Genomic DNA, 26,646 nt, shown 5'->3' on the forward strand with positions numbered 1-26,646 from the left:
CGACCTCTACTCGCCGACGACCGTGAAGACCGGCGAGATCGCATACAGCGGCCTGTATCCGTCGATGCTGGCGGTGACGCGCCCCAAACTGGCATCGACCGCCCCGATGGGAGCGTGGTTGGCCGACGGGTCGTTCGGTGAGCCCACGGCGACCAAGTTGTTCGCACCCATGGGGTACAGCGGGTCCGCGGCCCCCGAGGAAACGCATCCGGTCCACACCATGGCGTTCTCATGGAAATACGCGGAGTTCCCGGTGACGTAGGCGCCGTATTCGGTGCTTTCCCACTCGCCGCTGTAGAACCCGTCGTAGGAATCAGCGATCAGGGTGGGGCGGTCCTGCCAGCCGCCGTCGAGCCAGTGGATCGCCACTCCGATCGCGGTGATGGGCATCTCGGTGTTCGTTCGGGCGTCGAGCGAAGCGGTGCACACCACCGCCTTGAAGTCGTCGGCGACCGCCTGAATGACGGGATCGGTGTAGGGCTCGGCTGCTGGTATATCCCGGACGTGTTTGCCCCGCACCAGGGTCCCCGCCGCTTCCTGCTGGACGAAGTCGTTGTAATCGGCGATGTGGCCTGAGGTGGGAAGGGTCCCGCGATTTGTGACGAAGAGCACCCTGAACTGGTACCCCTCCTCGGCGTCGTCGGGGATGTGGAGCCAGCTCGTGGTCACCGGATGACCGCCCTCAACGAACGGCGGGCGAGGGGTCTCGGTGTTGGCTACGCCGTACACCGCGATCTCCAGCGAATTGCCGCCGGTGTTCTTAGACAGGCTGGTCAGGTCGGCACCGAGATAGTACGCGTCCGCGATGCTGAAGCCTGTGAGCGCGCCCGAATCCTCGCTGTCGCTGGTGGTCCGCTGCAAGCGTTGCCAGGTGCCGCCGTTCCAGCGCCACACCAGCACATAAGAAGTGTCCGGCTTCAGTTGCGTTCCCGGCGGCGCCTCGAAGAATCTGTCGCCCGCCCCAATATCGCCGGGGCTGACGAGGTCGAACAGCTTGCCGCCCGGCTTGCCGCCCGAGTCGGCGTGTACCGACGCCGAAACCGACAAGGGGCCGTCAGGGAACTGGCTGTTGGAGCCCTCGATGTTGACCCCGATGCCCTGCAGCCGATACCCGAACGAAACCGAACCGGTCGTGAAGCCCTGCGAGAGCACCTGAGCGTTGGCGCCGCCAACAGAGACATAGCTGTTGTTGGTCTGGCCCAGGTTCTGCACCATCGCGTCGAGCGCCTCGCCGAAGATGGCCATCAGCGGTGTGGCGAGGCTGAATTCATCAGTAGGGCCGTCGATGGTCACCCCGGCCGCCTTCGGCGAGTCCTCCGCAGTGGACGAGGTGCCAAAAAAGCGGGACAGGATGACGCCTCCCGTCCGGTACCCCGTGTCCGGGTCCGTCACTAGCTGGTAGAAGTTGTATTCCTCACAGGTCTCGATCATCGTCATTGCGTCGGTGGTGCACCCTCCTGCCACGGTCGCGCCTTGGGGAGCGGTGAATTCGTTGATGCCGCTTATCTGACGTGTGCTGACCATGCGGAACAGCTCGTCAGTTCCGTCGCGCAGATCCCACGGGGCGGTAGATTGCCCCCCTCGTTCGCTGTTGTCCCCGCTGAAGGACGCACCGCGGATGAGGTAGCGATTCGCTGCCCCGACAGTGATCCCGAAACCGATCACGTCGCCGACCGAGACGATTTCCTGCGCGTCCGCGTCTTGTGCGTAGGTGGAGACCAGGATGCCGCTGTTGCGCTGCGAGCCCTTGATGGCCAGGCGCAGCACGTTGGTGAACCCGCCCGCGGCGGTGTCCGCCAGCGTCGCTCCCGTCTCGCCGCCCGTGTCCTCATTGTCGGAATTCGTCACGTTGATCGACAGCGACGAGCCGAAATCCGACAGCACGATGAAGTAATCGACGCCTTGGTACGCGAACGCGCCCGGCGGGGCCGTGAACTGGTTTAGGCCGGCCTCCAACGAGGACGGGTTCTCAAAATCGAACAGCTTGGTGTGCGCATCAGTGGCGCCCGACCCAGGAGCGCGGCCCATCCACAACGACACGGTCAGGCTGGACGGCGCCGCGGCCAACTCGATCGAAACGTCCGAGATGTCGTAGCCCTGCCCGTGACTGCCCAGCTCGAAGCCCATGACGTACCGCATGGTGATCATCGCCGTGGCCGAGTGCGTCTGGGCGGTGTTGGCGACCAGCGTCGACGCCGACGGGGGGCGCGCCGGCCTGGGAACCGGGCCGAACGGCAGGCTGGTCACAGTCTCGACGTGGCCGAAGTTGTCGGTGAACGACACCTCCACCTTGAGCAGCTTGCCGATATCGGCCTCGACACGCCGGTAGCGGCCCGACTCGATGCGTATGCCCAAAGCGTGCAAATTATTGACGATCTGCCGGTAGTCGGTCGAGTCGGCGCTCACCACGGTCTCGGTGCCGCCGTCGACCCGGATCCACCGGTAGGAGAAGTCACGCAGGGTGCCCGTCGCACCCGGCCGGCCCACATTGGGGATCCCCTCGGGGTCGCCAATACCCGAAGTGTCCACCGCCAACACGCCGGGGTCCTCCGCGGAAGCCAGCACGATCGGCGCGCCGGTGGCATTGGGCCGGTGTCTGCTGTACACCGCGAGCTCCAGCACGTCGCCGGCAGAGTCCATCGTCATGTTGTCGAGGTCGGGGCCCGAATAGAACGCGTTCGCGATGGCGAAGCCTGTTCGAGCGCCCGTGTCCTCGCTGCCGCTCGAGGTCTTCTGCAACCGGTGCGCGGTGCCGCTGTTGTGGGTCCACACCAGCACACAGGACGTGCTCGCCTCCAGCGTCGTTCCCGGCGGCGCCTCGAAGAAACTGTGGCCGGCCGCGTATTCGCGGGGGCTGAGGAGGTCGAACAGCTTGCCGCCCGGCTTGCCGCCCGAATCGGCGTGCACAGCCGCCGACACCGACACCGGGCTGTCGGGAGACTTGCTGTCGGACCCCTCGATGTTGACACCGAAGCCCTGCAATGAGTAGCCGTCCGGGTCGGGACCGGTCGTGAAGCCCTGCGACAGCACCTTGTTGGCACCGCCGACCGAGACGTAGCCGTTGTCGGTCTGACCCAGGTTCTGCACCATCGCAAACAGCGGCTCGCCGAAGATGGCCATCAGCGGTGCGTTGATGGCAAGATCCAAATCCGCATTCACGCCGTCGATGGTCACGCCGGTCGCCGACGGCGAGTCCTCCTCATTGGACGAAGAGCCAAAAAAGCGGCTCAAGGTGGTGCCCCCCATTCGGTCCACCGAGTCGACGTCCAGGTAGAACTCGTATGAGTCGCTTCCTGCCACGGTTGCGCCTTGGGAAGCCGTCCATTCCATGATGCCGTCGATTTGACGTGTGTTGCTCAGCTTGAACAGTTTGGTGGAGCCGTCGCGCAGGTACCACGGGTTGGTAAATCCCCCCCCGTCTGCGGTGTTGTCCATGCTGAAAGTCACGCCGCGGATGAGGTAGCGATCCGCGGCCCCGACAGTGATCTCGATACCGCCCTCGTCGCCGACCGAGACGATTTCCTGCTTGTCCGCGTCTTGCGCGTAGTTCGAGGCCAGGATGCCGCTGTTGCGCCTCGAGCCCTTGATGGCCAGGCGCAGCACGTTGGTGTCCCCGCCCGCGCTGTCGGCCAGCGTCGCTCCCGGCTCTCGGAATACGGCATCGTCCTCGTCGTCCTGGTCGTCGGTTGTGGTCTCTTTGATCGACAGCGACGTCCCGAAGTCCGACAGAACGATGAAGTAGTCGACGTTTTGGTACGCGAACGCGCCCGGCGGGGCCGTGAACTCGTTCAGGCCGGCGGCGAACGAGGACGGGTTCTCAAAGTCGAACAGCCTGGTGCGCGCACCAGCGGTGCCCGACCCAGGAGCGCGGCCCATCCACAGCGACACGGTCAGGCCCGACGACGGCACCGCGGCCAGCTCGATCGACACGCCCGAGATCTCATAGCCCAGGCCGTGATCTCCCAACTGGAACCCCATGGCGTACTGCGCGGTGATCACCGCCGTAGCCGAGTCCGACTGGGCGGTGTTGGCGACCAGCGTCGACGCGGGCAGCGGCGGCGCCGGTGCGGGAACCGGGCCGAACGGCAGGCTGGTGACCGTCTCTGAGTTGCCCAAGCTGTCGGTGAACGACACCTCCACCTTGAGCAGCTTGCCGATATCAGCCTCGACACGCCGGTAGCGGCCCGACTCGATCATCAGCTCCGCATCTGTGGCCGTTACGCCGGCGACAAGTTCTATTTGGCCGGCGACCTGCCGGTACTCGGTCGAGTCGGCGCCCACCACAATCTCGGTGTCGCCGTCGACCCGGATCCACCGGTAGGAGAAGTCGTGAAGGATGCCCGTCGCAAGCTGGCGGCCCACATTGGGGATCCCGTCGGGGTCGCCGATGCCCGAAGTGTCCACAGCAAACACGCCGGGATCCTCCGCGGAAGCCAGCACCACCGGCGCGCCGGTGGCGTCCTGGTTCGTCAGAGTCTGGGCGTGGGCGGGATTCGGGCCGTCAGCGAACCACAACACGCTCGCCAGCGCGGCAATGGCGCCCAGCCCGACGAGCAGCAGCGGGAGCGTCGCACGACGCCGGGAGGCGGTCACGACCTACCTCCGGCCGGCCGAACCCCAGAGTCGAGGGGGGGGGGGGGGTCATGGCGCGCAACCCATTACGGCCAAGCGACCACAGTACGTGAGATATATGCATGAATCTCTGAGGCTATCTCACACTGCGTCATCTTGGCGCGAAGTCCTGGGGGACCGTCGCTCGATCCGCTGTGGGGCCCTGTTCGAGCGCACGCTCGGCGGCTTCGTCTCTCCACCCGGCTACGAGTAGTCCGGCGGCGGTGAGCGGAACGGTGCACGGGCACCGCCATCTGCTAAGGAACTAGGCCGTGAAAGACACCCCCGTTACTGACGTCACAGAGGCATTGGATGAGCTGCTCGACCTGCTGGATCTGCAGCGCGTCGATGCCGAAGCAGATGCCTTCCGGGGCAAGGGCTCGGGCTTCGACGATTTCGGCCTGTATGGCGGGCATGTGCTCGGGCAGGCGGTCGTGGCGGCACAGCGCACAGTGGAAGAGGGCCGGTTGATGAACTCGGTGCATGCCGTGTTCCTGCGGGGCGGCGACGGCATGGCGGACGTGGACTACACCGTCGACCGCGTGCGCGACGGACGGGCGTTCTGCACGCGCCGGGCCCAAGCGCATCAGTCCGACCGGCTGATCTTCGAGCTGATGGCGACCTTCCATGTTCCTGAGGCGGGCCCGGTCGACATCGAGTGTCCGATGCCATCCGATGTGGCGCCACCCGAGTCGCTGCCCACCTTTCAGGAGTGCATTGCCGAGGTGGGCCCGATCTTCGGCGAGCAGTGGTCGTACATGACCCGGCCGGTGGAATACCGCCTTGCCTACGCCCCGTGGGCACCGACGGGGCCGTCGCCACGCGGCGGTATCGACTACTGGTTCCGGGCCCCTCGCCGGCTGCCCGACGACCCGGCCATTCACGAAGCGGTGATCGCCTACATGAGCGACGACTGCCTTGCCGACAACGTGATCGTGCCCTACGGCGTCACGTGGCTGGACGATGGCGTACAGGTGGTCAGCCTGGATCACGCCATGTGGTTCCACGCACCCGCCCGTGCCGACGAGTGGATCTACTGCGAGCAGCGTCCGCTGATGGCAGGCGGCAACCGAGGCACCGCCGAGGCCCGCTTCTGGCAAGACGGCCGCCTAGTAGCCACCGCCGTCCAAGAGGCCCTCGCCCGCCTCTAAGGACGGCACAGAGCACACGGTGGCAGCAGGGCTCTCGGCTCAATACCGCTGCTCAGCTCGGCGTGCATGTAGGCGATGTCGCCGCGAGATCACGCGGGAGTCTGCTGCGATTCGTTCGGGTCCCGATGCGGGGCCAGTAGCCCCGCAAAGAAAAGACCCGGCACCGCCGTCGAAACGGTTGGCACCGGGTGGGTGAGTCCAACCATACGGCCTGTAGCGGTCCCGTGCAACCCCACAGCGCATGACCCGTTCGCGGCGAACTACCAGCCCTTGGGGCGTCGGTGACCATCGACGATGGCGGGTAGTTGGCAGGCACGGAGATCGTCGGCGGTGAGCCGGTACCACCAGTGGCCGCCAGGACCCCCGTCTCGATCACCGCGTAAACCACCTGCCGTCGGGGTGCCGCGCGGGTTCACGGTGCCCACGGGAATGTGTCGGCGAGCATGTCGAGCCGGAAGCCGGAGGTCGCTGTCGTTGGTGATGAGTACAGCAGCGTCAATCTGCTGGGTGTGCAAGTCGATCAACAGATGTGCAGCGACGTTGACGTCGGAGCCCTTCTCTTCCAGGGTCTCGATTTCCGCGTGCCGCCCGTCGGCTGTCTCTATGCCGCGCACCTTGCGCGTCATGAAGGCACCCAACTCGATGTCGACTCCTCCGCTGGCCCTCAGCGCGTTCAGGTAGGTCTGCTGACGTATCCGCGCCCCGGGATCGCTCTGACCGCTCACGATGGCCGTGCATTAGACAATGCGCGACACGGCAGCACCGGCGGCGCTCCAGGCTCGATTACGGTGCACAAGGCGCTGAGTCAACGCGGCGAGATTGAGCCAACGCCAGCCGTCCTCGTTTCGGCCACAGAGAGCGCGTCCGCCGTAATAGACATTGAGTCCATCTACGTACGCGCCGACTCGCATATGTACAGTCTATATTGAAAATACATAAATCGCATTGAAAAGATAGGAACAGGGCATGGGGGATAAACGGCTTGTGGTCAAGAACCGCGGCGGCGGCTGGGATGTGCGAGCTCCAGGTGCCCACAATCCGGAGTCGCAGCACGCCACGCTCGCCGAGGCTGAACGGGCAGCGGAGGAATGGCGACAGAAGGCCAGGGACGGCAAGGTCTCGATCATCCTGTAACCGAACGCATGCAGCCGGGTCGTGCACCGAGCCTCGGCCGGGGCCGCCCGCCTGTCTGGGCGTCGCCTACGTCCCAGACCACGCCCGATGCACAAGATTGCCAAAAGGCTCTCGGAAGGCCGGATTGCGGTCTGTGCTCAGGCGACGATGCCGTTGCTGCGCAGCTCTGCGATGTCGGTGGGGGAGCGCCCCAGCTCGGTCAGCACCTCATCGGTGTGCTCGCCTTTGTCCGGTGCCATGCGCTCCAGTTGTGTCGGCGTCTTGCTGAACCGAGCCGGAAAGCGAGCCGTGCGGACCTGGCCCACGACGGGATGATGGTGGGTGAGCACCGTTTCGTTGTGCTTCACCTGGGGGTCGTCGAACACTTCGGTGATACTCAGCACGGGCGCACAGGGAACGTCGGCTTCGGATAAGGCCTTGAGTGCGTCGGCTGTGGTGAACTCGCCGAGCAGTTTGGCGAATTCTCGCTGGTGTTCATTCGAGTTGCGTATCCGGGCCTCGCGGGTGGCGAAGCGAGGATCGTCGGCCAAATGCGACACCCCCAGCTTCAGGCACACGCGGGCGTACTGCTCGTCGGAGGGCCAGATGGCACCCACCCAGCCGTCGATCGTCTGCCATGGGCTGTACCACTCGCTGTAGGTGGGCGTTCGCGGGGCCTCGGGCACCGACTCATTCCAGAAATAGTCGAGCCACATCCACGACAGCGTCGAATCGAGCAGGTTGACCTCGACGTGCTGGCCGCCAGCGCCGTTCGACCGGGCCAGCAAGGCCCCGAGGACAGCGTTGGCCCCCGTCATCGCCGTGGTCTTGTCTGCAGTAGCAGACTTGACGAAATCGCCGCCCTGCGCCTCGGTCATGCCTGACAACGATTGGATGATCGGGTCGTACACCGGTTGGTGCGCATACGGCCCGTCGGGACCGAAACCCGACACCGACAAGTACACGAGATCGGGGTTGATTGCGCTGAGATCCTCGTAACCGACGCGCAGGCGTTCGGCCACTCCGGGTCGAAAGTTCTGGATGAACACGTCGGCACCCTCGACGAGCTGCAGCAGTATCTCGCGCCCACGCGTGTCGCGGATGTCGAGATCCATGCCGCGCTTGTTGCGGTGCATCTGGACCCAGCAGCCCGATTGGTCGCCGACGATTGCACCGGTCAGGCGCATGACGTCGGAAGCGCCCACCTTCTCGATCAACACCACCTCGGCACCCATTTCGGCGAGCTGCGTCGACACCCATGCGCCCGCGACGGCGCTTGACACGTCCACCACGGTGATGCCGTCGAGCGGTCCTGTACCCATCGGTGTCTCCTCTAGCGAGTGCCGGGCGTTCCGGCGTGGTGGCGGATGAATCTTGTGACGGCGTGGAGATGCTGTGTGCCCGCTCTTGGTGAACTCATGGCGCGCCGCGACGTATCCGTAAGGGGTATCGGCTCGCGGCGATGTGATGGGCGCTGCGTTGCTCAGAAGCCGGCGGGCCGTTGAAAGCCGTCCAGCGCCTCTTGCAAGAAGCGGCCGACCGCCAGTGTCGTGCGGTCCTCCAGGAACGGCCCGGCGATCTGCACGCCGACCGGCAGGTCCCCAACCATGCCGACGGGCACCACGGTTGCTGGCAGCCAGGACACACCGGTGAGGCCCATCCACTTGATGATGTCGAAGTAGGGCCGGGTCTCGCCGTTCACGGTGATCCGGCGATTGGTGGCCGGGCGGCTGTGATCGTGGCGGACCGCAGCGGTCGGGGTCACCGGCAGCAGCACCACGTCCCAATTGGTGAAGAAATCCTCCCAGCGCCGACGCTGCTGGAGCCGGCGTTCATGCCAGCTCAGCCACTCCCGATGGCGCATCGCGGCGTACCAGATGCCCAGATCTCCCTGAGGCTCGTCTCTCGAGGAAGCGATGTCTTCCAGCTGCGCAAGCGTCCACGTACCGGCTTCGGCTGCCGAGAGCAGGTGCAAGAAGGTGTCGACTGCCTTGTCGTAGGTGAACGCCGGGCGAGCATTGGTGTCAACCCGGGCGCCCGCCTGCTCCAAGGCGTCTGCGGCCCCCAACAGCAGTTCCCGGTACTGGGTGTCGATCGGGCAGGACTCCTCATCGAGCCATACCGCCACCCGGAAGTCGGAGATGTCGGAGTGGCGGGCAGGTGGCAGGTCCAGCGAGTAGGCCTTCGAGTTCCAGGCATCGGGTCCGGCGAGTACGTCGAGAGCCATCTCCAGATCGTCGACGTCACGGGCCATCGGGCCCGCCACGGCGATGTCGGCTTGGCTCAGCGTCCCGGGCATGCCGGGGATCTGACCGAGCGCCGAGACGACGCCGTAGCTGGGTTTGTGCCCGACGACACCGGACCAATGCGACGGGATACGGATCGAGCCGCCGATATCGGAACCGAGTTCCAGCGGCGTGTAGCCGGCGGCCAGCGCTGCGCCCGACCCGCCCGAGGATCCGCCGGGAGTGTGCTCGATGTTGTACGGGTTGGCGGTGGTGCCGTAGACCTCGTTGTAGGACTGGGCGTCGCCGGCGAACAGCGGCAGGTTGGTCTTGGCGAACACGATCGCCCCAGCCGCCTTGTAGCGGGCCACAGGGTCGGCGTCGCGCTCGGGCACGAATTCGGCCAGCGCCGGGGCACCCGACGTGGTGACGAGCCCCTCGGTCTGGAACGAGTCCTTGATGGTGATGGGCACACCATGCAGCGGCCCCAGTTCGTCGCCCCGCGCCACTGCCGCGTCTGCGGCGTCGGCGGCGCCCAGTGCCCGCTCGGCATCGAGGGCGACGACCGCATTGATGGGACCGTCGAGACGGTCGACTCTCGCGAGCGCGGCTTCGAGCAGCTCTCGGGAGGAGACGTCGCCAGCAGCGATGGCGGCCGCAGTCTCCATCGTGGTGGCGTACGCGAAATCGTCTGCGGCCATGTGCTGGTCCTTCCGGTCCGACGAGTTCGTAACGAACAGTGCTGGCAACTTAGTTCGCCGCCTCTTCCCGCCGCCCGCCTGCGTCGACCGTGCGAAATCCGCTTGCTCGACGGGACGATTGTCACGACAGTGTGCTGGTGCGAAAACTCATGAAATTCATCGCGCTGGCGGCATGTCTGTGTTCCGTCAGCCTCGCTGCGCTGCCGGCGGACGCGGCCGGTCCGGCGCTCACGCTCGGTGGCGGCAGTTCTGGACTGCCCGACCGGCCGCCAGCACGGGACCCGGCATTGGAGGGCGTGCACATCGTGGTGTCCAGCCGCGACCCGGCCCATCGAGCCCCCCGGGTGGGCGTTGCTGCCAACCGAGCACTGTCGTCACTGTCGTTCCCACGACCTGTGCCGCTGTTCGCGCCGCCCGCGCGGCGCGTTCGCACGCTCGCCGGAGTCGACACCTGGTTCTGGGTGCCGGCGGCAAGCTGGCGACCCATCGTGCGCATCGTTGCGGCCGGGAGCGTGGTGGTCACCCTTGTTGCAACGCCCGTGGCCTTGCAATTGGTGCCTGGGGACGGCTCGCCGCTCGTTTCCTGCCCAGGGCCGGGTCTGCCGTGGCTCGTGCCAGGCACCCGCTCGCTCTGCAGCCATACCTTCCAGCGGGCGTCCACAGCACGGCGACCCGGTCGCTTCCGGGCAGCGGTTCAGTCGGTCTGGACGGTTCGATGGACATCCAATACCGGGCTCGCTGGCACCGTCGGACCCGTCGTGATCCCCACCCCGGTCATGCTGCGAGTCGTCGAGGCCCAGCCGGTGCTGGGTCGCTGATCGGTGCCCTCACACAGGCGAACTAGGTTCTGCGCGCAACCACCTCGGCGAAAGGAATCACCGTGCTGGACTGTCGAGTACTGGACCTGTCGGACCATCGAGGTCAGATGGCCGGAGCGCTGCTGGCCGACCTCGGCGCGGATGTGATCCTGGTGGAGCCACCGGGCGGGTCCGCCTCGCGCACCGTCGGGCCGTTCGTCGCTGGACGAGAAGGCGACCCCGAAGCCTCGCTGTGGTTCTGGTCCTACAACCGCGGCAAGCGCAGCGCGGTGCTGGATCTCGACGACTCGCAGGATCAGCAGCGGCTGCGCGACCTGGCAGCGAGCGCTGACGTGTTGATCGAGTCCGATGAGCCCGGCGCCATGTCGGCGAGGGGCCTCGGACCCGACGATCTCGCAGCGGTCAATCCGGGACTCGTGTACACGTCCATCACGCCGTTCGGCCAAACCGGACCCAAGGCGGGCTGGGCAGCCACGGACTTGATCATCTCGGCCGCCGGCATGTTGTCCAACGTCATGGGCGACGAGGATCGGCCCCCGTTGCGCATCCCGCTCGATCAGTGTTTCCTGCACGCATCCGCGGAGGCTGCTGTGGCCGCGCTGATCGCGCTCCGGGATCGCAAACGTTCTGGTCAGGGCCAGCACATCGATGTCAGCGCCCAGCAGGCAGTGACCCAGGCCACGCAGTCCGCCACGCTGTGTCACCTCTACAACTCGCCGGAGATGTTGCGCATGAGCGGCGGAGCACGGCTTGGGCCGTTCCGGGTGCGACTGCGCTCGCCCGCCGCTGACGGCTACGTCTCGGCAACCATCCTGTTCGGCGAGTCCATCGGCCCCTTCGGAGCACGGCTGTTCGAATGGATGCACACCCAGGGCGGCTGCGCCGACAGCGACCTCGAGATCGACTGGATCCACTTCGTGGAGGGCGTGATCACCGGCCGCATTCCGCCCACGGAGTACGAGCGCATCCAGCAGGTTGCGGCGGACTTCACCGCCACTCGCACCAAGGCCGAGCTGTTGGAGGTGGCGCTGGACCAGCGGCTGCTCATCGTGCCCGTCACCACGGTCGCAGACGTGGTCGAGTCGCCCCAGTACACCGAGCGGGACTTCTGGCGGGACATTCCCACCGCAGGCTTGGACTCGGTGCGCTATCCGGGTCCGTTGGCACAGTTCAGCGCCACCCCGCTGGACGTCTCGACGCCCCCGCCATCGGTGGGCGAGCACACCGACGAAGTGCTCGCAGAGGCGGGTGCTGCCGCAGCGGTGTCCGTGTCCGATGCGCTGGTGGCTGCGGCCGGCACGAGCCATCGCGACCCATCCCTCCCGCTTGCGGACGTCAAGATCCTGGACTTCATGTGGGTCATGGCCGGTCCGGGATCGACACGGGTTCTGGCCGACTGGGGCGCAACCGTGGTGCGTGTCGAGTCGTCCCACAAGGTCGAAGCGGCCCGAACCATCCAGCCGTTCCTGAACAACGAGGCCGGCGCCGACAACGGCGGCCTCTACCAGAACATGAACGCCGGCAAGCTCGGCATCACCATCGACATTTCCAAGCCCGAGAGCCGCGACCTGATCCTGGATCTCGTGCGCTGGGCCGACGTGGTGTGCGAGTCGTTCTCACCCCATGCCCTGCAGAATCTTGGTCTGTCCTATGACGACCTGCGGGCCGTCAAGCCCGACATCATCATGGCGTCGAGCTGCCTGTTCGGCCAGAGCGGCCCGCTGTCGTCGTTGGCCGGTTTCGGCACGATGGGGGCGTCGATGTCCGGCTTCTACGAGATGACCGGCTGGCCCGACCGAGACCCGGCGGGCGTGTTCGGCGCCTACACCGATTACGTGTCGCCGAAGTTCCTGAGCGCTGCTTTGCTGGCCGCGCTGGACCACCGCGACCGCACTGGCGAAGGTCAGTACATCGATCTGTCCCAGGCAGAAGCGTCGATGTCGTTCCTCGCCCCGGCGGTGCTCGACTACAACGTGAATGCGCACCTGCCCGACAAGCTGGGCAACGACCATCCCGCCATGTCGCCGCACGGCGTGTTTGCCTCGGCCGGCGAGGACTGCTGGATTGCGGTGGCCTGCGAGAGCGACGACCAGTGGCGAGCGCTGTGCGGCATCATCGGTGCCGACGGTGCAGCGGGATGGAGCTGGCTGCGCCGATCCCGAAGGTGGCGAGCGCTGTGCGCAGTCATCGGTGCTGACGGGCTTGGCGGACTCGGCGTTGACGAACGTCGCGAGCGGGCTGATGAGATCGGTGGGCTGATCACGGCGTGGACGTCTGAGCGAGACGGCGTCGAGGCGCACAACGAGCTGCAGGCGGCTGGCGTCCCGGCGCACGCGATTGCGAACTCCGAGATCATGACCGACGATCCGCAGCTTGCGCACCGGAACCACTTCCGCAACGTCGCCCACGGTACGAACGGCACGATGTGGGTGGAAGGCACCCGCTTCGCGATGTCACGCAGCTCCGACGGCATCGGCCATGGCGGCCCGACCTACGGCGAGCACACCTTCGAGGTGCTCGAACAGCTGCTCGGCTACGACCCGGACCGGATTACCGAGCTGGCCGTCGCCGGCGTGCTCGAGTAGGCCGTTTCGGCGTAGAGCACGCTCTTGGGAGAGGCCAGGAGGGCCGCGCTGTCTAGCTCGGCGCTTCGCCGACGGCCTCGCCGGTGACGTTCTCGTAGTTCCGGTTCAGGAACCAGCGCTGGTAGTCGCCGTAAGTGATCGGCTCCCAGCGAGCCGGCACCTCGTCGCTGACCGTCGTGGGAACTGGCGCGACCACGGCGTCATCCCGGGCGCCGTAGAAGAACGGCGCCGCGTAGCGCTCGCCGTCAGTGGGGTTGCGGGCCCGATGCGCTGTGGACAGGTACACGCCATTCGTCCAGCGCTTCAGCATGTCGCCGCTGTTGACCAGATACGACTCAGCGAGCTGCGGCGGCCTGATCCAGTCATGGCCGGCGGGTCGGATCTCCAGCCCCGGCACTTCGTTGGCGGGCAGGAACGTGAAGACCGAGCTGTCGGTGTGGGGGGCGAGGCCCCACTCGTTGTCCGAGTAGTCCATCGGCGGGTAGTGCGACATGCGCAGCGTCACGCTCGGCTTGTCGAAATCCGGCACGAACCAGTCGTGCGGCAAGTCCAGCGACTGCGCCAGCACCCCCAGCAGCCGACCGCCAAGGTTGATGACCTGGTCGATATAGGCCTCGACCCTCGCCGCGAATCCTTCAAGCGGCGGGAACTGGTTGCTCTCGTGGTAGCCGTGCCGGTGGCAGAAGAAGGCCTCGTTCTGGTTGGGCTTGCGTACCGGTCCCGCGATGTCGGAGGCGTATGACGTGCCACCGCCCATGCCGAGATAGCCGCCGACCAGCTTCCCCATCGGGATCGAGTCCTTGGCCGGCTGCGGAAGTGCGTGCAGCTTCCGGGCCGAGTCGAAGATCCCATCAACCATTTCCCATGGCACGCCGTGGTTGACGATGAAGAAGAAGCCCATCTCGGTCAGCGCACGTCGCAAGTCGCTGGCGAGCGCTGCGACGGCCGCCGGGTCTGGCGCCGTCTGGTTCAGTGGCGACAGGTCCAGGACGGGGATCACGTCTGTCACTGGCGATTGCTCGACGATGAGTGCCATCTCGTCCCCTCGATTGCTGGCGCCGACTGCCGCTACGAGCGTACGCGCCACGGCGAACCGGGGCTTGGGGCATGACCGGCGGGGCTGGCCAGCGGGTCGTCACAGCGCGTTGGTACGGTTCGGCCCCATGAGAGCATGGCGACTGAACGAGTTGGGCTACCCGTGGGACGTGCTGGAGCTGGGCGAGTACCCCTCGCCCGAGCCAGGGCCCGGCCAGGCACGCATCACCGTGGAGGCCACCGACCTGAACTTCGCTGACATCCTGCATTGCCAGGGCACCTACCAGGTGCGTTCGAGTCCGCCGTTCACGCCCGGCATGGGTGCTTCGGGCACGGTGGTCGAGGTCGGTCCCGATTGCGATCTCGCCGTCGGCGACCGGGTGATCGGCTCGGGCACGGGTAGCTGGGGCGGTTATGCCAGCGAGGCGCTGATCAAGGGCGCAACGGCACGGCACGTGCCCGACAACGTGTCGATCCCGGCGGCATGTGCTGCCAATGTCATCTATGGGACGGCATGGTTCTCGCTGTACCGGCGGGGGCAGATGCGAGCCGGTGAGACGGTGCTGGTGCTGGCGGCCGCTGGAGGCGTCGGATCGGCTGCCGTGCAGATGGCCAAGGCTGCGGGATGCACGGTGATCGCCGCCGCAGGGGGTCCCGTCAAGGTGGAGGCGTGCCGCCAGCTCGGCGCTGATGTCGTCATCGACTACGACGGCGACGACCTGTACAAGTCGGTGATGGACGCCACCGGCGGCCGGGGCTGCGACATCATTTATGACCCTGTCGGCGGCAAGTACTTCGACATCGCAAGGCGCCTCGTGGCATGGGAAGGTCGGCTGCTGGTGGTGGGTTTCGCCAGCGGCACCATCCCCCAGGCGCCCGCCAACCACTTGCTGGTCAAGAACTATTCCGTGGTCGGCGTTCACATGGGCGGCTATCGGGGCCGCATGGACGAGGTGCTCGAAGAGTGTTACGACGAGCTCTGGCCCCAGGTTGCCGATGGCAGGCTGGACCCGCTGGTCAGCCAGGTATTGCCGCTCGAAGGGCTGCTCGACGGGCTGCAGGCGCTGCACGAGCGCAAGACCACCGGCAGGGTCCTGGTCCGCCCCGACCTGTAGGCGGCTACGGCTGGCTCGCCTAGCCGCGGGCCGCTGTGTCGTTTGTGCCCGCTCAGCCGCGGGCCGTTGTGTTGTTTGTGCCTGCTCAGCCGCGGGCCACGGTGTAGCCGACCGATTCGCGGTCCCAAAGTTCGGCGGTGACGCCTGCGTCCCGGATCACTTGCTTGCGGATCTTGCCGGAAGCTGTCTTGTCCAGCTCGGCGACGAACTGCAGGTAGCGCGGCACGCTGTGGCGGGGCATCCGGGGCACGCACCAGTCGAGGAACACGACCGGGTCGGGAGCCGGGCCGTCGACGGCCACCACGGCCAGCACCTCATCCTCGCCGCCGGCACCTTCCACCCGGAGTCCGACGACGGCGCTCTCGATGACACCCGCGTAGCCGTTGATGACGGTCTCCACCTCGTAGCTGGAGATGTTCTCGCCACGCCGGCGGATGCGGTCGTTCAGCCGGTCGACGAAGTGCAGCCGTCCGGCGTTGTCGAACTTGCCGGCATCGCCGGTGTGGAACCACAGATTGCGCCACGCTGCGACGGTCTTGTCGGGCATCTGGTGGTAGCCGACGTTGAAGCAGTACGGCACGCGGGGCCGCACGAGGATCTCGCCGGTCTCGTTGCGCGGCAACGGAAGATCGGTCGCAGGGTCGGCGACGATCACTTCGAAGTAGTCATCCAGCGGCGGACCAGCACATCCCGACATCACTGGATCTGCGGGGCGGGTGAGGGCAACCATGTTGACCTCGGTCATCCCGTAGCCCTGCACGATCCGCACGCCGAAGCGTTCCTCGAACCCGGTGGCCCATTCCTCGGCGACGGGGAGGGCGATGACGGCGCGCAGCTGATGGTCCCGGTCGCGATCGGTTCGGGGGCTGCGCCAGATGAACTCCGGCATGACGCCGAGGGCGTTCGTGAGCGTGATGCCGTTGTCGATGACGATGTCGAGCCACTGGGCCACGCTGAACCGCTTGGTGACGTACACCGAAGCGCCGCCGTGCAGCGAGGCGTACACCTGCATGAACAGCCCGTTCGCGTGGAACATCGGCATACAGCAATAGAAGCGGTCTTCAGGTGTGATCTCCAACGCTTGTGCTGTCGTGAGACCGAACAGGTAACAGTGCGCCTGAGGCATGAGCACACCCTTGGCGGGGCCCGTGGTGCCTGAGGTGTACATGATCGTGCAGACATCGCTGGGCTTGGCTTCCAGCACTGCATCGGGCCGTGTCGTCGTGTCGAGCAGGTCGCTGACCGCCAGCACCGCTGTGCCCATCAGCGCTCCGCCCGGGGCGCTGCAGTGGCTGCCGTCGTCGACCAGCAGCGTGGTCTCGATGTCGGCACCTAGTGAGGAGATCGCCCCGGTGTCCACATCGTCGAACCGGTCCAGCAGGCCGTGATCAACCGCCACGATCCGAGGTCCGGAATTTCGTACCTGATGCTCCAGGAATGCACCACGCAGGTCGGTGTTGACCGGGACGAAGATCGCCCGCCGCTTGTGGGTGGCGATCATCAGCAACATGAACTCGGCGCTGTTGGTGAGCAATGCCAGCAGCCGATCTTCAGGTTGGAGTCCCAGGTCGGCGAGGGCGGTGGCGAGCCGGTCGGTCAGCTCGTCGAACTCGGCGAAGCTGACCGTGCGGCCGTCTTCGAATGAGAGAAACTCGCGAGCGCCATGCGACCTCGCCGCTTCCTGAACGAGCCCTGGCAGCGTCCAGCCGTCACGACTCGTGCCTTGGTCACCGGTGCCCATCGGCGGAATCGTAGACTTCGCCCGGGCGATTCGGCCCGAATGGGGGGTGCCCGCTTGCTGGGCGCGTACAGAAGTTGGGCACCTGTTTGGGAGGTGATCGCATGCTGATTGGATTGCCCGGCGAACTCAAGGCGGGTGAACAGCGCGTTGGGTTGACGCCCCACGCTGTGCGCGAGCTGGTGTTTCACGAGCATCAGGTGCTGGTGGAATCCGGCGCCGGTGCGGGCATTCGAGTTCCCGATGCCGAGTACGAAGCCGCGGGCGCTCGCATCGGTACCTGTGACGAGGTGTGGGAAAAGTCGGAGCTCGTTGTCAAGGTCAAGGAGCCTCAGGCGTCGGAACGCAGGCGGCTTGGCGATGGTCAGATCCTCTTCGCCTATCTGCACCTTGCGCCCGATCCTGAGCAGACGGCCGATCTCGTGGCCTCCGGCGCGGCATGCGTGGCGTACGAAACGGTCACGGACTCGCGTGGGGGATTGCCGTTGCTGGCTCCGATGTCTCGGGTTGCCGGCCGGCTCGCCGTGCAGGCTGGCGCGTGGGCACTGGAAACAGCGCACGGTGGCATCGGCCTGCTGATCGGTGGCGTTCCTGGAGTGCCGCCGGCTCGTGTGGTGATAATCGGCGGGGGAGTGGTCGGCGAGAACGCAGCCGAGATTGCCATCGGCATGGGCGCCGACGTGCGGGTGCTCGACCTGAATCCGGAGGTGCTCGACCACCTCGAACAGCGGTTTGGCGCTGCGGTCGTGACGGTCACGTCCACCCGCGCAACGGTCGAGACCGAGGTGCTCAACGCTGACTTGGTGATCGGCGCTGTGCTGGTGACCGGCGCTCGGGCGCCCAAGCTCGTCACTGCCGACATGATCCGCCAGATGCGACCGGGTTCAGTGGTCGTGGATGTTGCCATCGATCAGGGCGGCTGCTTCGAGACGTCGAAACCCACGACGCACGCCGAGCCGACCTACGTCTGCGACGGTGTCGTGCACTACTGCGTGGCCAACATGCCCGGCGCCGTGCCGGTGACCGCAACCCGAGCACTCAGCGACGCCACCCTGCCCCGGGTGCTCGCCATCGCCGAGAACGGCCTCGACGCCCTGCGCACCGACCCCCACCTCCGTGCCGGCCTCAACGTCTACAAAGGCCACGTCACCGAGCCCAACGTGGCCGCCGCCCTCAACATCCCCTACACCGACCCCCTCACCGCCCTCGGCCTTTGAGGCAGCTTCGACGACGGGCTTGCTCGGCCGTCACCTGTGACGCCCATGACGGCCGGCTGCTGCGAGGCTGCGCCGAGCCCTGCGAGTGCCGTCCGCTGGAATTGCGAACGTGAAAGAGTGTCCGAGTGGCGTCGCTGAGCGACTACTTGGACCTCAGTGAAACCGAGGCGGCTGCGCAGTGGCAGAGCATCGTGCAGCGTCGCATGCCGCCGCCAGGCAAGCGGCAAGTCAACTTCACGCCCGTAGAGACCGTGCTGTGCTACGGGCTCTTCTTATCCGACGATCCAGTAGTGGATCCACACCGTTTCGGCGGGCAGACGATCAACTCTGCGCCTCGGCTCGTCCACGATCTCGCTGCTCTCTTCAGGCGCCGGCCGAGTTCGATCACCAGCAAGATGATGAATCTGAACGGTTCCCGGGTCAACGGAGCGAAGTACGAAGTTGAGTTCTTCATGAATATGGGCGCCGATGTCGTCCGTTTCCTGGATCTGTACGGCACAGCGTTGCGGGCGGCGCGCCGCATGGGCATCGGTGTCCGACGACTGCCCGATTTCTTGCGGCTGGAGCAAGCGACGGAATACTCGATACTCGGCCTTGAGGACTTGGCAGATTCACGATTTGACGAAATGATCGAGCAGGAGGCGGCGCAGCTCCGCGCCGCCAAGCTGCGGTACAACCAAGAGCTGTCGTCCGCTGAGACGACCCGGATTGTCCAGCACCGTGCCCGGGTCGGCCACAAGGCATTTGCGACTGAGGTGCTGCGACGCTTCGACCACACCTGCGGCTTCTGCGGCATGGCCCCGAGATCGTTTCAGGGCAACCGTCTTATCGTTGCGTCACACATCAAGCCGTGGGCTGATTCGAGCAACCGGGAGCGACGCGACCCGCGCAACGGAGTAGCGGCGTGCCCAACGCACGATGCTGCGTTTGACAAGGGATTGATCACCGTGAACGGAGGACTGCGCGTACATCGGTCCAGGCGGCTGCGAGCAAGCATCGAGGCCGAAACCGGGGTCGAGCACAACTTCGGCGAGTCCCTGCGGGAAGCCTTGATGGTGCCTTCAGGTGTGGAGCCGCCGCGGAGCGCATACCTCCATTGGCACCACGAGCACATCTACCAAGACTCACTGCGATGAGTGCCACATTCTCCTGCTTCTGTTCGCTCAGGCGGCTCAATCCGCCCGAGTCCAGGACAAGAACGGTCAACCTGCGGCCTCGCCGGTGCCGCTTGCACGGATACGACCCACGAGTGCTTCGGCTTTCGCCATGGCAGCCTTGGAAGGCTCTCCGACCTCGTCGATGAGTTCAGCGAGATATTTCTCGGTCTCTGCGCTCAACTCCTGCCGACGAAGCTCGTCCTGGATGGCCGTCTGCAGCAGGTCGGCGGGCGACAGGCCGTGCTCCTTGACTGAGACGTAAAGGTCATCAGGGACATCAACCCGAATCTGGGGCATGAACTCAACGTACTCACCGCTGGTAGACGGGCCAAGCGATTTCACAGGGGGCTGTCACAAGCATTGACGGTTCCGGGGTTTTCGTTACCGACTCTTGCATCCCGGCGGTGAGAGTGCCGGATCGCCGCGGCATCAGGCCCACAGGGCGCAGATGGGGATCGCTTCGATCTGCTCTGACAGGTGGTACTTGCGGCGGCCGACGTGGAGGACGGCGCCTGCTGCGAACTGGGATCCAAGTTCGTCTCGGAGCCACATGAGATGGCGGGCATCACTGGTGTCGGGGGCATTCGTGGCCTTGATCTCGATGGCAATGATTGCGCCTACCGGCGATACGCCACGAACTCTTGCAGCGTCATCCCGGCATCTCGCGCGATTGATCGGAGCAGAATTGGGGATAGGTCTCGTCCTCGATGCATCGGCACGGTCGTCGACCGCCCGTCCGGATGGCGAAATCGCTTGTGCGAGCCGCGCTGGCGGACTTCTTCGAATCCGAGTGCTGTGAGTACCGCGACGGCCTCTCGCGGCTTGAGGATCGGCACTGCTGGCACAGAGCTTCAAGCCACCTCGACGACCTGGGTGCCGACGAACTCGCCCGCCATTGCCGGGGCACCGTCCTCGAGGATCATCGCAATGACTTCCTTGAGGTTGTCGTTGAGCTCTTCGAGAGTCTCGCCTTGGGAGTGCGCACCCGGGAATCCCGGGACGTAGCCGACAAAGAACCCGGTGTCGGGACAGCGCTCGACGACAGCAGTGAAATTCCGCATCGGCTTGACCTCAGTCTTGCTCTCGGGGACCGATTGTAGGCGTGTCGGCGTTTTGGGCCGGTTCGGCAGCGGCCGACATCGGCGAGCCGGTCGTCATTCGGCGTACCGCGCGCGGCAGGTGCGGTCGCCTACGACTCGGCGAGGCGGCGGGCGCGGTCTCGGATGAGCTGTTCGATCTGGTCGGCGGCTTCGTCGGGTTCTTCGTGTTCCCAGATGCGCACTGGGGTCCAGCCAGCCGCTTGTAGGCGGGCGTCGGTGTCGGCGTCGCGGACTCGGTTGCGGGCGATCTTGGTTTCCCAGTACTCGGCGTTGCGGCGGGGCTTGGTGCCGTGGTCGGGGCAGCCGTGCCAGAAGCAGCCGTCCACGAAGACTGCTACGCGCAGGCGGGGGAACACGACGTCGGCCTCCCGGCGCACCTCAGGCAAGGGCCGCCGGTGCACGAAATAGCGCAAGCCTCGCCGGTGCAGCGCCGAGCGGAGCAGCCGCTCCGGTCCCGTGTCGTGGGACCGCTGCTTCGACATCCGCTCCGATGCAGGTCCCGGCAGCGCCTTCGGTTCCATCCGGCCGGTTCTACCAGTCGCCCGCACTGAGGTTCACCGCTCCGGGACACCGTGACTGTGGAACAGTCTGGCCCGCGGAGCTACCCGTCGCCGGGTTGCATGATCCACGGCGCGGGGGCGAGTGTGCGGGGCTGCGCAGCCAAATCCACCGCCGGGTCGATAATGCGCTGGGCGGGCCGTCCGTTCATCGACACCCACGCATCTGCCCGGACCTCAACGGCACCGAAGCCGCTGCGCCGGTACTGCTCGGCGATGAGGTGAGCGGTCGCCACGATCAGGTCAGGATGACCGCCGGCGCGCTCGGTTTGCCAGTCCTCGAGCACGAGGTCCGGGCCGACCATCCAGCGATGGCCCGTCACCGGATCGGTCACCTCGAACTCCAGGTGGGCGGCTTTGTCGGTGAGCATCACTCGCCACGCTCCCCAGTAACCCTCCTCGGTCCAGCGCACGTCGCCGGGGTAGGCCAAGTGGCGCAGCGGCATCGCGAGCTGAACGGCGGCTAGGGCCGCCAACGCAGCGAGCGCCACGCGGTTGAGCCGTGGGCACTGATCGGCTTGGTGGCTGGCAGGACGGGGACCTGGCGCTTCCGGCAATAGTGGATTCCGCAAGAGCTTCGTCTGTGGCCAGGACAACGCCGGTCGCGCCGTGCGCATGGCGTTCTCGCGCTCGGCGGCTCCATGGACTCGGCCTCGCAGAAGATGCGTCCGTGAGGCAAGCCACAGAGGCCAGTCGGGCTCGAAGAAGATCAGAGCTGCCGCGGCCATGACCAGGGGGAACACGCCGATGGCGAACAGCGCCCCGGTCGCGAAATGGAAGACCACGGCGACCGCGTATGCCCACGGGCGGCTGCGCCGCCACAGCAACCAGCCCACGATGGTGCAGTCGAATGCCGCAGCTCCCCAGCTCGCGGCGACCGCGACCCATTCCTGGCCCAGCAGCGGTCCGACGAGCCAGGTATCGGCGCGGTCGGCGAGCCACAGCCGCAGCGGCAGGCCATGGCCGAGCCAGTCCGCATTGAGCTTGGCGAGGCCTGCGAACACATACACGACGCCTACTTGTGCTCGCAGCGCCCACACCACGACGGCGGGCAGCAGCGCACAGGACTGGACTCGACCAGTGCGGGCATCGAGCGACCAGTGGTGATGGGCCGGCAGCATTGCCAGCACGAGCGCGCACAGCGTGACGAACCAGTAGTGATTCAAGTAGAGCGTCGCTTCGATCAGCTCGAGATAGGTGAAACTCACCAGGAACACCCAACACGCGATGCGGTAGCGCCATCCCAGCGCCATCGCCACCCCGGCTGCGCCCACGAGTCCCACGACCACGTGAAGCCACGGCGCTGACAGCGGCTGTACCCAGCCGAAACCCGGGTAGGTCAGGTGGGCGCGGGGTGTCACGTAGAGCTGTTCGACCCAGCCATTCGCCAGGAAGCGCAATGCTGCGAGTGCAGCGATGGCACCGAAGGCGATCCGGAAGACGGCTACGGAGTCGGCGCAGACTGCGCGGCGTGCTGCCGCCGTGATGGCCTGGACGCGGCGAGACCCCGGCGACCTGCATGCGAGATGCGTGTCGTCAGGCAGAGCTGTCGCCGTCGGCATCGCTGAAGCCGATCGTCACGCCGAGCTGCGCGACAACCTCGGTCGAGATGGTGATCTGCAGCGCCTTGAGCGCCGCACGCGCCCTCGACACCGTGGCCGAATCGTTCACGACGGCATCCCGCAAGGGCCCCTCGACTTGCTCAAGCGTCGTCTGCGCGTCGTGGAATTGGTCGGTCAGACGCGAGACGAGATCGTCGTCGAGAAGCAAGCGAAAGCCGCTGGACTCGTCGAAATCGAAGATCATCCCGGCCTCGGTGGCGATCGAGATCGCGTGATCGGTGCCCAGCAGGACCGCACGCAAGCCGTCGAGGTGGGCGCCCATGTCGGCCGCGCCGAGACCCAACGGCCCCTCGACGACAGCATCGAGCCTGGTCTCAGCCGAGGTCTCCCCGAGCGCACGCCCAAGTTCCATGTCGGTCATGGCCTCCAGCAGGAAAATGGCTTCATTGACGAGTCGGTCAACACCCATCTCTGCGTCGGGAGCGATGAGCTTGAACAGCGGTTCGTCGCCGTCGACGATGAGCCACGCGTCGCCCAAGATCAGCTCAGATTCCTCCAGCATCACCTCCCCGACGCTGCTGAGGTACTCGCATCGACGCTGTGCAGTTCCAGCGGACGGGGGTGGGGGCTGCTCATCGGCAAGATGCAGCGCGAGCAGGTGCTCCGCCGCGCCAAGGCCGCGCTGGTCAGCACCAGAGCGCTTTCCAATGCGCTCAGGGGTCAGGTCCTTCGACTCGTCCAGCAGCAGCGACGTGATGTCGTCGGTCGAGATCGGCCAGTCGATGACCGCCCAGGAACGGCGCTCGGTCACCGAGTCGATCTGCATCGCCGCCGTGTACGACCACGTATGCCGCATCGCCACGATTGCGTCTGTCGCGGCGCCGGCGACATTCCCGTCCAGGTGCTTGGGTGTTGCGCAGAGTTCATCGATGCTGTCCACCAGAATCTCGGCCTGGGCGTTGAGCCGGAGTTGGTTGGCAAAGGCCTCGGCGGCGGCCGCGTTGACGGCTGCCTCTCGCGGGGTTGCGCCGCTGGAGCAGCCGGCAACGACCAGCGCGCACGCCGCCAAGATGCGAAACGCCGGTCGTCGCCGCTGAGAGGTTGAGCCGGCAGGCGAAGCCGTGTCCCGAACGGCCAGTGAGCCCGTGTCGAATGAGGACTGGGCATAAGAGCGGGAAGCAACAGGAGGCGCGACGAAAGGGCTTGCGAATTCGCGCCTCGGATTGGTGTGCTTCATCATCACTGCGCCTCCAAGAACGCGACAAGTCTCTGACGCACTGCTGCCGGTGAGAGACGGAACGCCTCGCGCTCTGCTTCGGCCTCGCCGCCGTGCCAGAGAATGGCTTCCTCCAGCGTGCGAGCCCGTCCATCGTGCAACAGGAAGCGCTCGCCGTTCACGGCCTCGATGAGCCCTATGCCCCACAGCGGCGGGGTCCGCCACTCGGACCCGCTCGCCTCGAAATTGCCTTGGCCGTCGGCAAGCCCTTCGCCCATCTCGTGCAGCAGCAGGTCGGTGTAGGGGTGGATGTCCTGATCGGCCAGCGTGGCGATGTTCGAAGGGCCGGTGCGGTGTCGCCGCGTGTGGCACGAGGCACAACCGAGATCATCGAAGGCCTCGCTGCCGGCTCGCACGTCGGGATCCTCAATGTCTCGCATGGCTGGCACCGACAGTGTCCGGGTGTACAGAACCACCGGCGACAGCCGGTTGGCGGGAATCTCGGGCGAGCCGCCGTTCTGCGCCGCCGCGCAGGCAGTCTGCGCGCCCGGACAGTTCTCGTTCGGTTGCGCATCGGACGTGATGCCGATGTCGCCGATGAATGCGCCAGTGACCTGCGCACCGATGCTCGCGACGTTGGCCTTCCAGCCGAATCGCCCGATCACGCGCTGTTCGGAGGCTGCGTCCCATACCCAATTCGGTCGTCCTGAAATGCCGTCGCCGTTGGCGTCGTCGGGATCAGCGTTAGCCAGCAGCGATACCTCGGGGATTGCTTCGAGCAGACCCATGCCGATGATCTGGGGCGCGAGGCGGGGCCCGATCGTGACGTGCTGGTGCAGCGCGCCGAACGCCAATTTCTCGATCGAGTACTCCGGCGCACGCAATTCGTACGGGGTGCCGTCGCCGTAAGTGCCTTCGATGAGGCGGTACGTGACGCTGAGCGCACCCTCGGGTTCCACGCCGAGAATTGCCCGGTCCTGCAGTTGGCTGCCGTAGGTCGGGTCCGCGAGCTGTGCACCGGTCACCGGATCGCGCTCGGGCAGCGCCAGCCTCGCCAGTAGTCCCAGCCGGGACACCTCGGGCAGCACGCCGTCGACGGTCTCCAACGGCGGCTTGCCCCGCCCGTCACGGATATGGCACGACGAGCAGGCCTGAGCATTGAACGTCGGCCCGAGCCCGTCGCGAGCATCGGTGGACGCCGGGGCAATCACCCAGTTCTGGGTGAAGAAGCTGTCGCCGACTTCGAATGCCCGACGTTCGGCGTTGGTCAGCTGTGGAGCTGGCAGGCCGAAGGAGTTCTGGGACGCATCAAGGCGCGTCGTGGCCCCTCCAAGGTGCGAATCCAAGGAGGGGCCACTGCCGCACGCCGCCACCAGCAGTGCAGCCGCCGCAGCTGCTTGCCAGCGGACCGGGAGAGTCCGCAGCTTCCTGCTGACACGAACGGCTCTAGCTGACGTTGATCGCGACACCAATGGCTTCGGCTCCGGCCACGATCGTGTCGGTCTGGTCTTCGAGCAACTCGATGGCCGCGAGCACCGAGCTCCTGCCCGGGTCATCGTCGGACACGTCCTCGGTGAGGTGCTGATCGAACGGCGCGGGGATCGCGGCGGTGGCCACCAGGCTCGCTGCAATCTCGCCGCGGAGCTGGTCCGCCAGGTCGGCATCAGCCTCGGCAATCACGTCGAGAATGCTGGTGCCGCTCACGCCAAGGGGGTAGTCGGCGTTGAGCACCATGGCGATGCCCTTGGCGTTGCCCACGATGTCGGCGGTCGTGTTGTCGGAGAAGCACGAGTGCTCGTCTTCCTGCGAGCGTGCCTCGTAGGCGACATTCATCCGCTCGCCGGCCAGCTCGCCCCGTGACAGCTCGCCGACCCCGGTGATGGCGAGCCGTAGTGCCTCGGAGACATCGAGTGCCTCGAACTCCGATCGATAGTTGTTGGCGCCGGGCGCCCAAGCGCTGACCAACTCCCCGAGATGGCGCACCAGCAACTTGCTGGACACGGCGAGATAGGTGGCTCTGCGGTCGGCATTCTCAGCAGTCGTGTAGTCGCTGAGCGGGCGTGCGCCCGGGCCGTCCCCGGTGAGGTCCTGGCCCCACAGCAGAAACTCGATCGCGTGCCAGCCTGTCGAGACGTTGGCCTCGCCGCCCATCTCGTTGACTTCCACCAGCAGATCGGCGTCGATAGTCGGGTAGGTGGCTGGATCGTTCACGATGCCCGCAGTCGGAGCGCCCTCGACGTAGTCGATGTAGGCCTCGTCGAGAGGCCACGCATTGATAAGGCCTTCGGTGCCGGTCTCTTCGTCATCGATGGGGCCGCCATAGAAGCGGAAGGCCTCAGTGGGGCCGTAGTCGTCCCGAGCGATGAGCCAAGCACGCTTCGCCGCCTCGAGCGTCGACGCAGTCGGGTTGGCCAGGAACGTGTCGATGGCTGCATCCATAGCTCGAGCAGAAGTCAGGCTCGCCGAGTAGGCAGCGTGGACGCCAGCAGCGTAAATCTCGACGGCATCTTCCATCGTCTCGTCCGAGGGGCCGCTGCTGCCGCACGAGGCTGCCAGCAGTGCTGCTGCAGCGACGACGACTGCGAACCCTGCGCCTCTGCGGGAGCGTCTGTCACGCCGCTTGGTTCGAGATTTGGTCCGAGGATTGAGCATGGGCGGGTAGTTAAGCATGCTTAATAATAATTGTCAACTCAACAGCACGTGAACCTGAAAGCAAAGTTCACTTGTGCCGCGTGCAGGGGTTGC

Annotated in this window: 22 protein-coding genes; 7 read left to right on the top strand and 15 right to left on the bottom strand. The window is 66.1% G+C overall.

The genetic code is table 11. The annotated features are described in order from the left end of the window. Nucleotides 1–6 precede the first annotated feature (6 nt). Nucleotides 7–4,593, bottom strand: a complete 4,587-nt coding sequence (locus ACOOHB_RS02295) for a choice-of-anchor R domain-containing protein (protein WP_420443210.1) — start codon at nt 4,591–4,593, stop codon at nt 7–9. A gap of 290 nt (nt 4,594–4,883) precedes the next feature. On the opposite strand from ACOOHB_RS02295, the gene ACOOHB_RS02300 reads away from it, so the two are divergent. Continuing rightward, nucleotides 4,884–5,762, top strand: a complete 879-nt coding sequence (locus ACOOHB_RS02300; RefSeq protein ID WP_420443211.1) for an acyl-CoA thioesterase — start codon at nt 4,884–4,886, stop codon at nt 5,760–5,762. Between the two features lie 260 nt (nt 5,763–6,022). Here the strand turns inward: ACOOHB_RS02300 and ACOOHB_RS02305 are convergent, their stop codons facing one another. Next, on the bottom strand, nt 6,023–6,487 hold the full coding sequence (locus ACOOHB_RS02305; RefSeq protein ID WP_420443212.1) for an NYN domain-containing protein: 465 nt from the start codon (nt 6,485–6,487) through the stop codon (nt 6,023–6,025). Nucleotides 6,488–6,728: 241 nt separating this feature from the next. On the opposite strand from ACOOHB_RS02305, the gene ACOOHB_RS02310 reads away from it, so the two are divergent. Beyond that, nucleotides 6,729–6,896, top strand: a complete 168-nt coding sequence (locus ACOOHB_RS02310; protein WP_420443213.1) for a DUF2188 domain-containing protein — start codon at nt 6,729–6,731, stop codon at nt 6,894–6,896. Nucleotides 6,897–7,033: 137 nt separating this feature from the next. Here the strand turns inward: ACOOHB_RS02310 and ACOOHB_RS02315 are convergent, their stop codons facing one another. Together ACOOHB_RS02315 and ACOOHB_RS02320 are read right to left on the bottom strand one after the other, a co-directional pair. Continuing rightward, nucleotides 7,034–8,197 carry a CaiB/BaiF CoA transferase family protein gene (locus ACOOHB_RS02315; RefSeq protein WP_420443214.1) on the bottom strand — a complete coding sequence of 388 codons (1,164 nt, stop codon included), beginning with the start codon at nt 8,195–8,197 and terminating at the stop codon, nt 7,034–7,036. Nucleotides 8,198–8,358: 161 nt separating this feature from the next. Beyond that, a complete protein-coding gene (locus ACOOHB_RS02320; RefSeq protein WP_420443215.1) occupies nt 8,359–9,801 on the bottom strand; it encodes an amidase in 1,443 nt (480 codons plus the stop codon). Nucleotides 9,802–9,950: 149 nt separating this feature from the next. Here ACOOHB_RS02320 and ACOOHB_RS02325 point away from each other — a divergent pair, with 149 nt between their 5' ends. Together ACOOHB_RS02325 and ACOOHB_RS02330 are read left to right on the top strand one after the other, a co-directional pair. Next, entirely contained in the window at nt 9,951–10,619 is a 669-nt protein-coding gene (locus tag ACOOHB_RS02325; RefSeq protein WP_420443216.1) for a hypothetical protein, read from the top strand. A 62-nt stretch (nt 10,620–10,681) separates the two neighbouring features. Beyond that, nucleotides 10,682–13,204 carry a CaiB/BaiF CoA transferase family protein gene (locus ACOOHB_RS02330; RefSeq protein ID WP_420443217.1) on the top strand — a complete coding sequence of 841 codons (2,523 nt, stop codon included), beginning with the start codon at nt 10,682–10,684 and terminating at the stop codon, nt 13,202–13,204. 52 nt (nt 13,205–13,256) lie between these two features. On the opposite strand, the gene ACOOHB_RS02335 is transcribed toward ACOOHB_RS02330, so the two are convergent. Next, the gene (locus ACOOHB_RS02335; protein WP_420443218.1) at nt 13,257–14,240 is read right to left on the bottom strand and encodes an isopenicillin N synthase family dioxygenase; all 984 of its coding nucleotides are present in this window, start codon (nt 14,238–14,240) and stop codon (nt 13,257–13,259) included. Nucleotides 14,241–14,367: 127 nt separating this feature from the next. Here ACOOHB_RS02335 and ACOOHB_RS02340 point away from each other — a divergent pair, with 127 nt between their 5' ends. After that, nucleotides 14,368–15,354: an NADPH:quinone oxidoreductase family protein gene (locus ACOOHB_RS02340; protein WP_420443219.1), complete on the top strand. Its 987-nt coding sequence runs from the start codon at nt 14,368–14,370 to the stop codon at nt 15,352–15,354. Nucleotides 15,355–15,439: 85 nt separating this feature from the next. Here ACOOHB_RS02340 and ACOOHB_RS02345 read toward each other — a convergent pair whose 3' ends face one another. After that, nucleotides 15,440–17,095 (bottom strand): AMP-binding protein, encoded by a 1,656-nt coding sequence (locus tag ACOOHB_RS02345; protein WP_420443220.1) that lies wholly within the window; start codon nt 17,093–17,095, stop codon nt 15,440–15,442. Nucleotides 17,096–17,196: 101 nt separating this feature from the next. On the opposite strand from ACOOHB_RS02345, the gene ald reads away from it, so the two are divergent. Next, complete coding sequence (ald, locus tag ACOOHB_RS02350; RefSeq protein ID WP_420443221.1) at nt 17,197–18,309, top strand: alanine dehydrogenase; 1,113 nt, start codon at nt 17,197–17,199, stop codon at nt 18,307–18,309. Nucleotides 18,310–18,434: 125 nt separating this feature from the next. Further along, nucleotides 18,435–19,445 (top strand): HNH endonuclease, encoded by a 1,011-nt coding sequence (locus tag ACOOHB_RS02355; protein WP_420443222.1) that lies wholly within the window; start codon nt 18,435–18,437, stop codon nt 19,443–19,445. Nucleotides 19,446–19,511: 66 nt separating this feature from the next. On the opposite strand, the gene ACOOHB_RS02360 is transcribed toward ACOOHB_RS02355, so the two are convergent. The 9 genes from ACOOHB_RS02360 to ACOOHB_RS02400 form a co-directional block, all read right to left on the bottom strand. Continuing rightward, nucleotides 19,512–19,763 carry a hypothetical protein gene (locus ACOOHB_RS02360; protein WP_420443223.1) on the bottom strand — a complete coding sequence of 84 codons (252 nt, stop codon included), beginning with the start codon at nt 19,761–19,763 and terminating at the stop codon, nt 19,512–19,514. A 132-nt stretch (nt 19,764–19,895) separates the two neighbouring features. Next, nucleotides 19,896–20,018, bottom strand: coding sequence for a hypothetical protein (locus ACOOHB_RS02365; protein ID WP_420443224.1), 123 nt, complete (start codon nt 20,016–20,018; stop codon nt 19,896–19,898). Nucleotides 20,019–20,083: 65 nt separating this feature from the next. Further along, the gene (locus ACOOHB_RS02370; RefSeq protein ID WP_420443225.1) at nt 20,084–20,311 is read right to left on the bottom strand and encodes a type II toxin-antitoxin system HicA family toxin; all 228 of its coding nucleotides are present in this window, start codon (nt 20,309–20,311) and stop codon (nt 20,084–20,086) included. 6 nt (nt 20,312–20,317) lie between these two features. After that, complete coding sequence (locus ACOOHB_RS02375; RefSeq protein WP_420443226.1) at nt 20,318–20,527, bottom strand: type II toxin-antitoxin system HicB family antitoxin; 210 nt, start codon at nt 20,525–20,527, stop codon at nt 20,318–20,320. Between the two features lie 128 nt (nt 20,528–20,655). Then, nucleotides 20,656–21,087 (bottom strand): very short patch repair endonuclease, encoded by a 432-nt coding sequence (locus ACOOHB_RS02380; RefSeq protein ID WP_420443227.1) that lies wholly within the window; start codon nt 21,085–21,087, stop codon nt 20,656–20,658. Nucleotides 21,088–21,167: 80 nt separating this feature from the next. Then, nucleotides 21,168–22,685, bottom strand: coding sequence for an HTTM domain-containing protein (locus ACOOHB_RS02385; RefSeq protein WP_420443228.1), 1,518 nt, complete (start codon nt 22,683–22,685; stop codon nt 21,168–21,170). Next, on the bottom strand, nt 22,660–23,925 hold the full coding sequence (locus ACOOHB_RS02390; protein WP_420444638.1) for an imelysin family protein: 1,266 nt from the start codon (nt 23,923–23,925) through the stop codon (nt 22,660–22,662). Before ACOOHB_RS02390 ends, ACOOHB_RS02385 begins: the two co-directional genes overlap by 26 nt. After that, nucleotides 23,925–25,325: a di-heme oxidoredictase family protein gene (locus tag ACOOHB_RS02395; RefSeq protein ID WP_420444639.1), complete on the bottom strand. Its 1,401-nt coding sequence runs from the start codon at nt 25,323–25,325 to the stop codon at nt 23,925–23,927. Before ACOOHB_RS02395 ends, ACOOHB_RS02390 begins: the two co-directional genes overlap by 1 nt. A gap of 22 nt (nt 25,326–25,347) precedes the next feature. Further along, complete coding sequence (locus ACOOHB_RS02400) at nt 25,348–26,553, bottom strand: imelysin family protein (protein ID WP_420443229.1); 1,206 nt, start codon at nt 26,551–26,553, stop codon at nt 25,348–25,350. Between the last annotated feature and the right edge of the window lie 93 nt (nt 26,554–26,646).

Origin of the sequence: Candidatus Poriferisodalis sp., from assembly GCF_965215815.1 — a bacterium.
Classification (GTDB): Bacteria; Actinomycetota; Acidimicrobiia; order Acidimicrobiales; family Poriferisodalaceae; genus Poriferisodalis.

Excerpts from the sequence above, each read along its gene's own strand:
- ACOOHB_RS02340 (WP_420443219.1), top strand. The coding sequence starts at position 14,368 with ATGAGAGCATGGCGACTGAACGAGTTGGGCTACCCGTGGGACGTGCTG.
- ACOOHB_RS02365 (WP_420443224.1), bottom strand. The coding sequence starts at position 20,018 with ATGTGGCTCCGAGACGAACTTGGATCCCAGTTCGCAGCAGGCGCCGTC.
- ACOOHB_RS02400 (WP_420443229.1), bottom strand. The coding sequence starts at position 26,553 with ATGCTCAATCCTCGGACCAAATCTCGAACCAAGCGGCGTGACAGACGC.
- ACOOHB_RS02360 (WP_420443223.1), bottom strand. The coding sequence starts at position 19,763 with ATGCCCCAGATTCGGGTTGATGTCCCTGATGACCTTTACGTCTCAGTC.
- ACOOHB_RS02385 (WP_420443228.1), bottom strand. The coding sequence starts at position 22,685 with ATGCCGACGGCGACAGCTCTGCCTGACGACACGCATCTCGCATGCAGG.
- ald (WP_420443221.1), top strand. The coding sequence starts at position 17,197 with ATGCTGATTGGATTGCCCGGCGAACTCAAGGCGGGTGAACAGCGCGTT.
- ACOOHB_RS02335 (WP_420443218.1), bottom strand. The coding sequence starts at position 14,240 with ATGGCACTCATCGTCGAGCAATCGCCAGTGACAGACGTGATCCCCGTC.
- ACOOHB_RS02390 (WP_420444638.1), bottom strand. The coding sequence starts at position 23,925 with ATGATGAAGCACACCAATCCGAGGCGCGAATTCGCAAGCCCTTTCGTC.
- ACOOHB_RS02375 (WP_420443226.1), bottom strand. The coding sequence starts at position 20,527 with ATGCGGAATTTCACTGCTGTCGTCGAGCGCTGTCCCGACACCGGGTTC.
- ACOOHB_RS02345 (WP_420443220.1), bottom strand. The coding sequence starts at position 17,095 with ATGGGCACCGGTGACCAAGGCACGAGTCGTGACGGCTGGACGCTGCCA.
- ACOOHB_RS02320 (WP_420443215.1), bottom strand. The coding sequence starts at position 9,801 with ATGGCCGCAGACGATTTCGCGTACGCCACCACGATGGAGACTGCGGCC.
- ACOOHB_RS02310 (WP_420443213.1), top strand. The coding sequence starts at position 6,729 with ATGGGGGATAAACGGCTTGTGGTCAAGAACCGCGGCGGCGGCTGGGAT.
- ACOOHB_RS02380 (WP_420443227.1), bottom strand. The coding sequence starts at position 21,087 with ATGGAACCGAAGGCGCTGCCGGGACCTGCATCGGAGCGGATGTCGAAG.
- ACOOHB_RS02315 (WP_420443214.1), bottom strand. The coding sequence starts at position 8,197 with ATGGGTACAGGACCGCTCGACGGCATCACCGTGGTGGACGTGTCAAGC.
- ACOOHB_RS02325 (WP_420443216.1), top strand. The coding sequence starts at position 9,951 with ATGAAATTCATCGCGCTGGCGGCATGTCTGTGTTCCGTCAGCCTCGCT.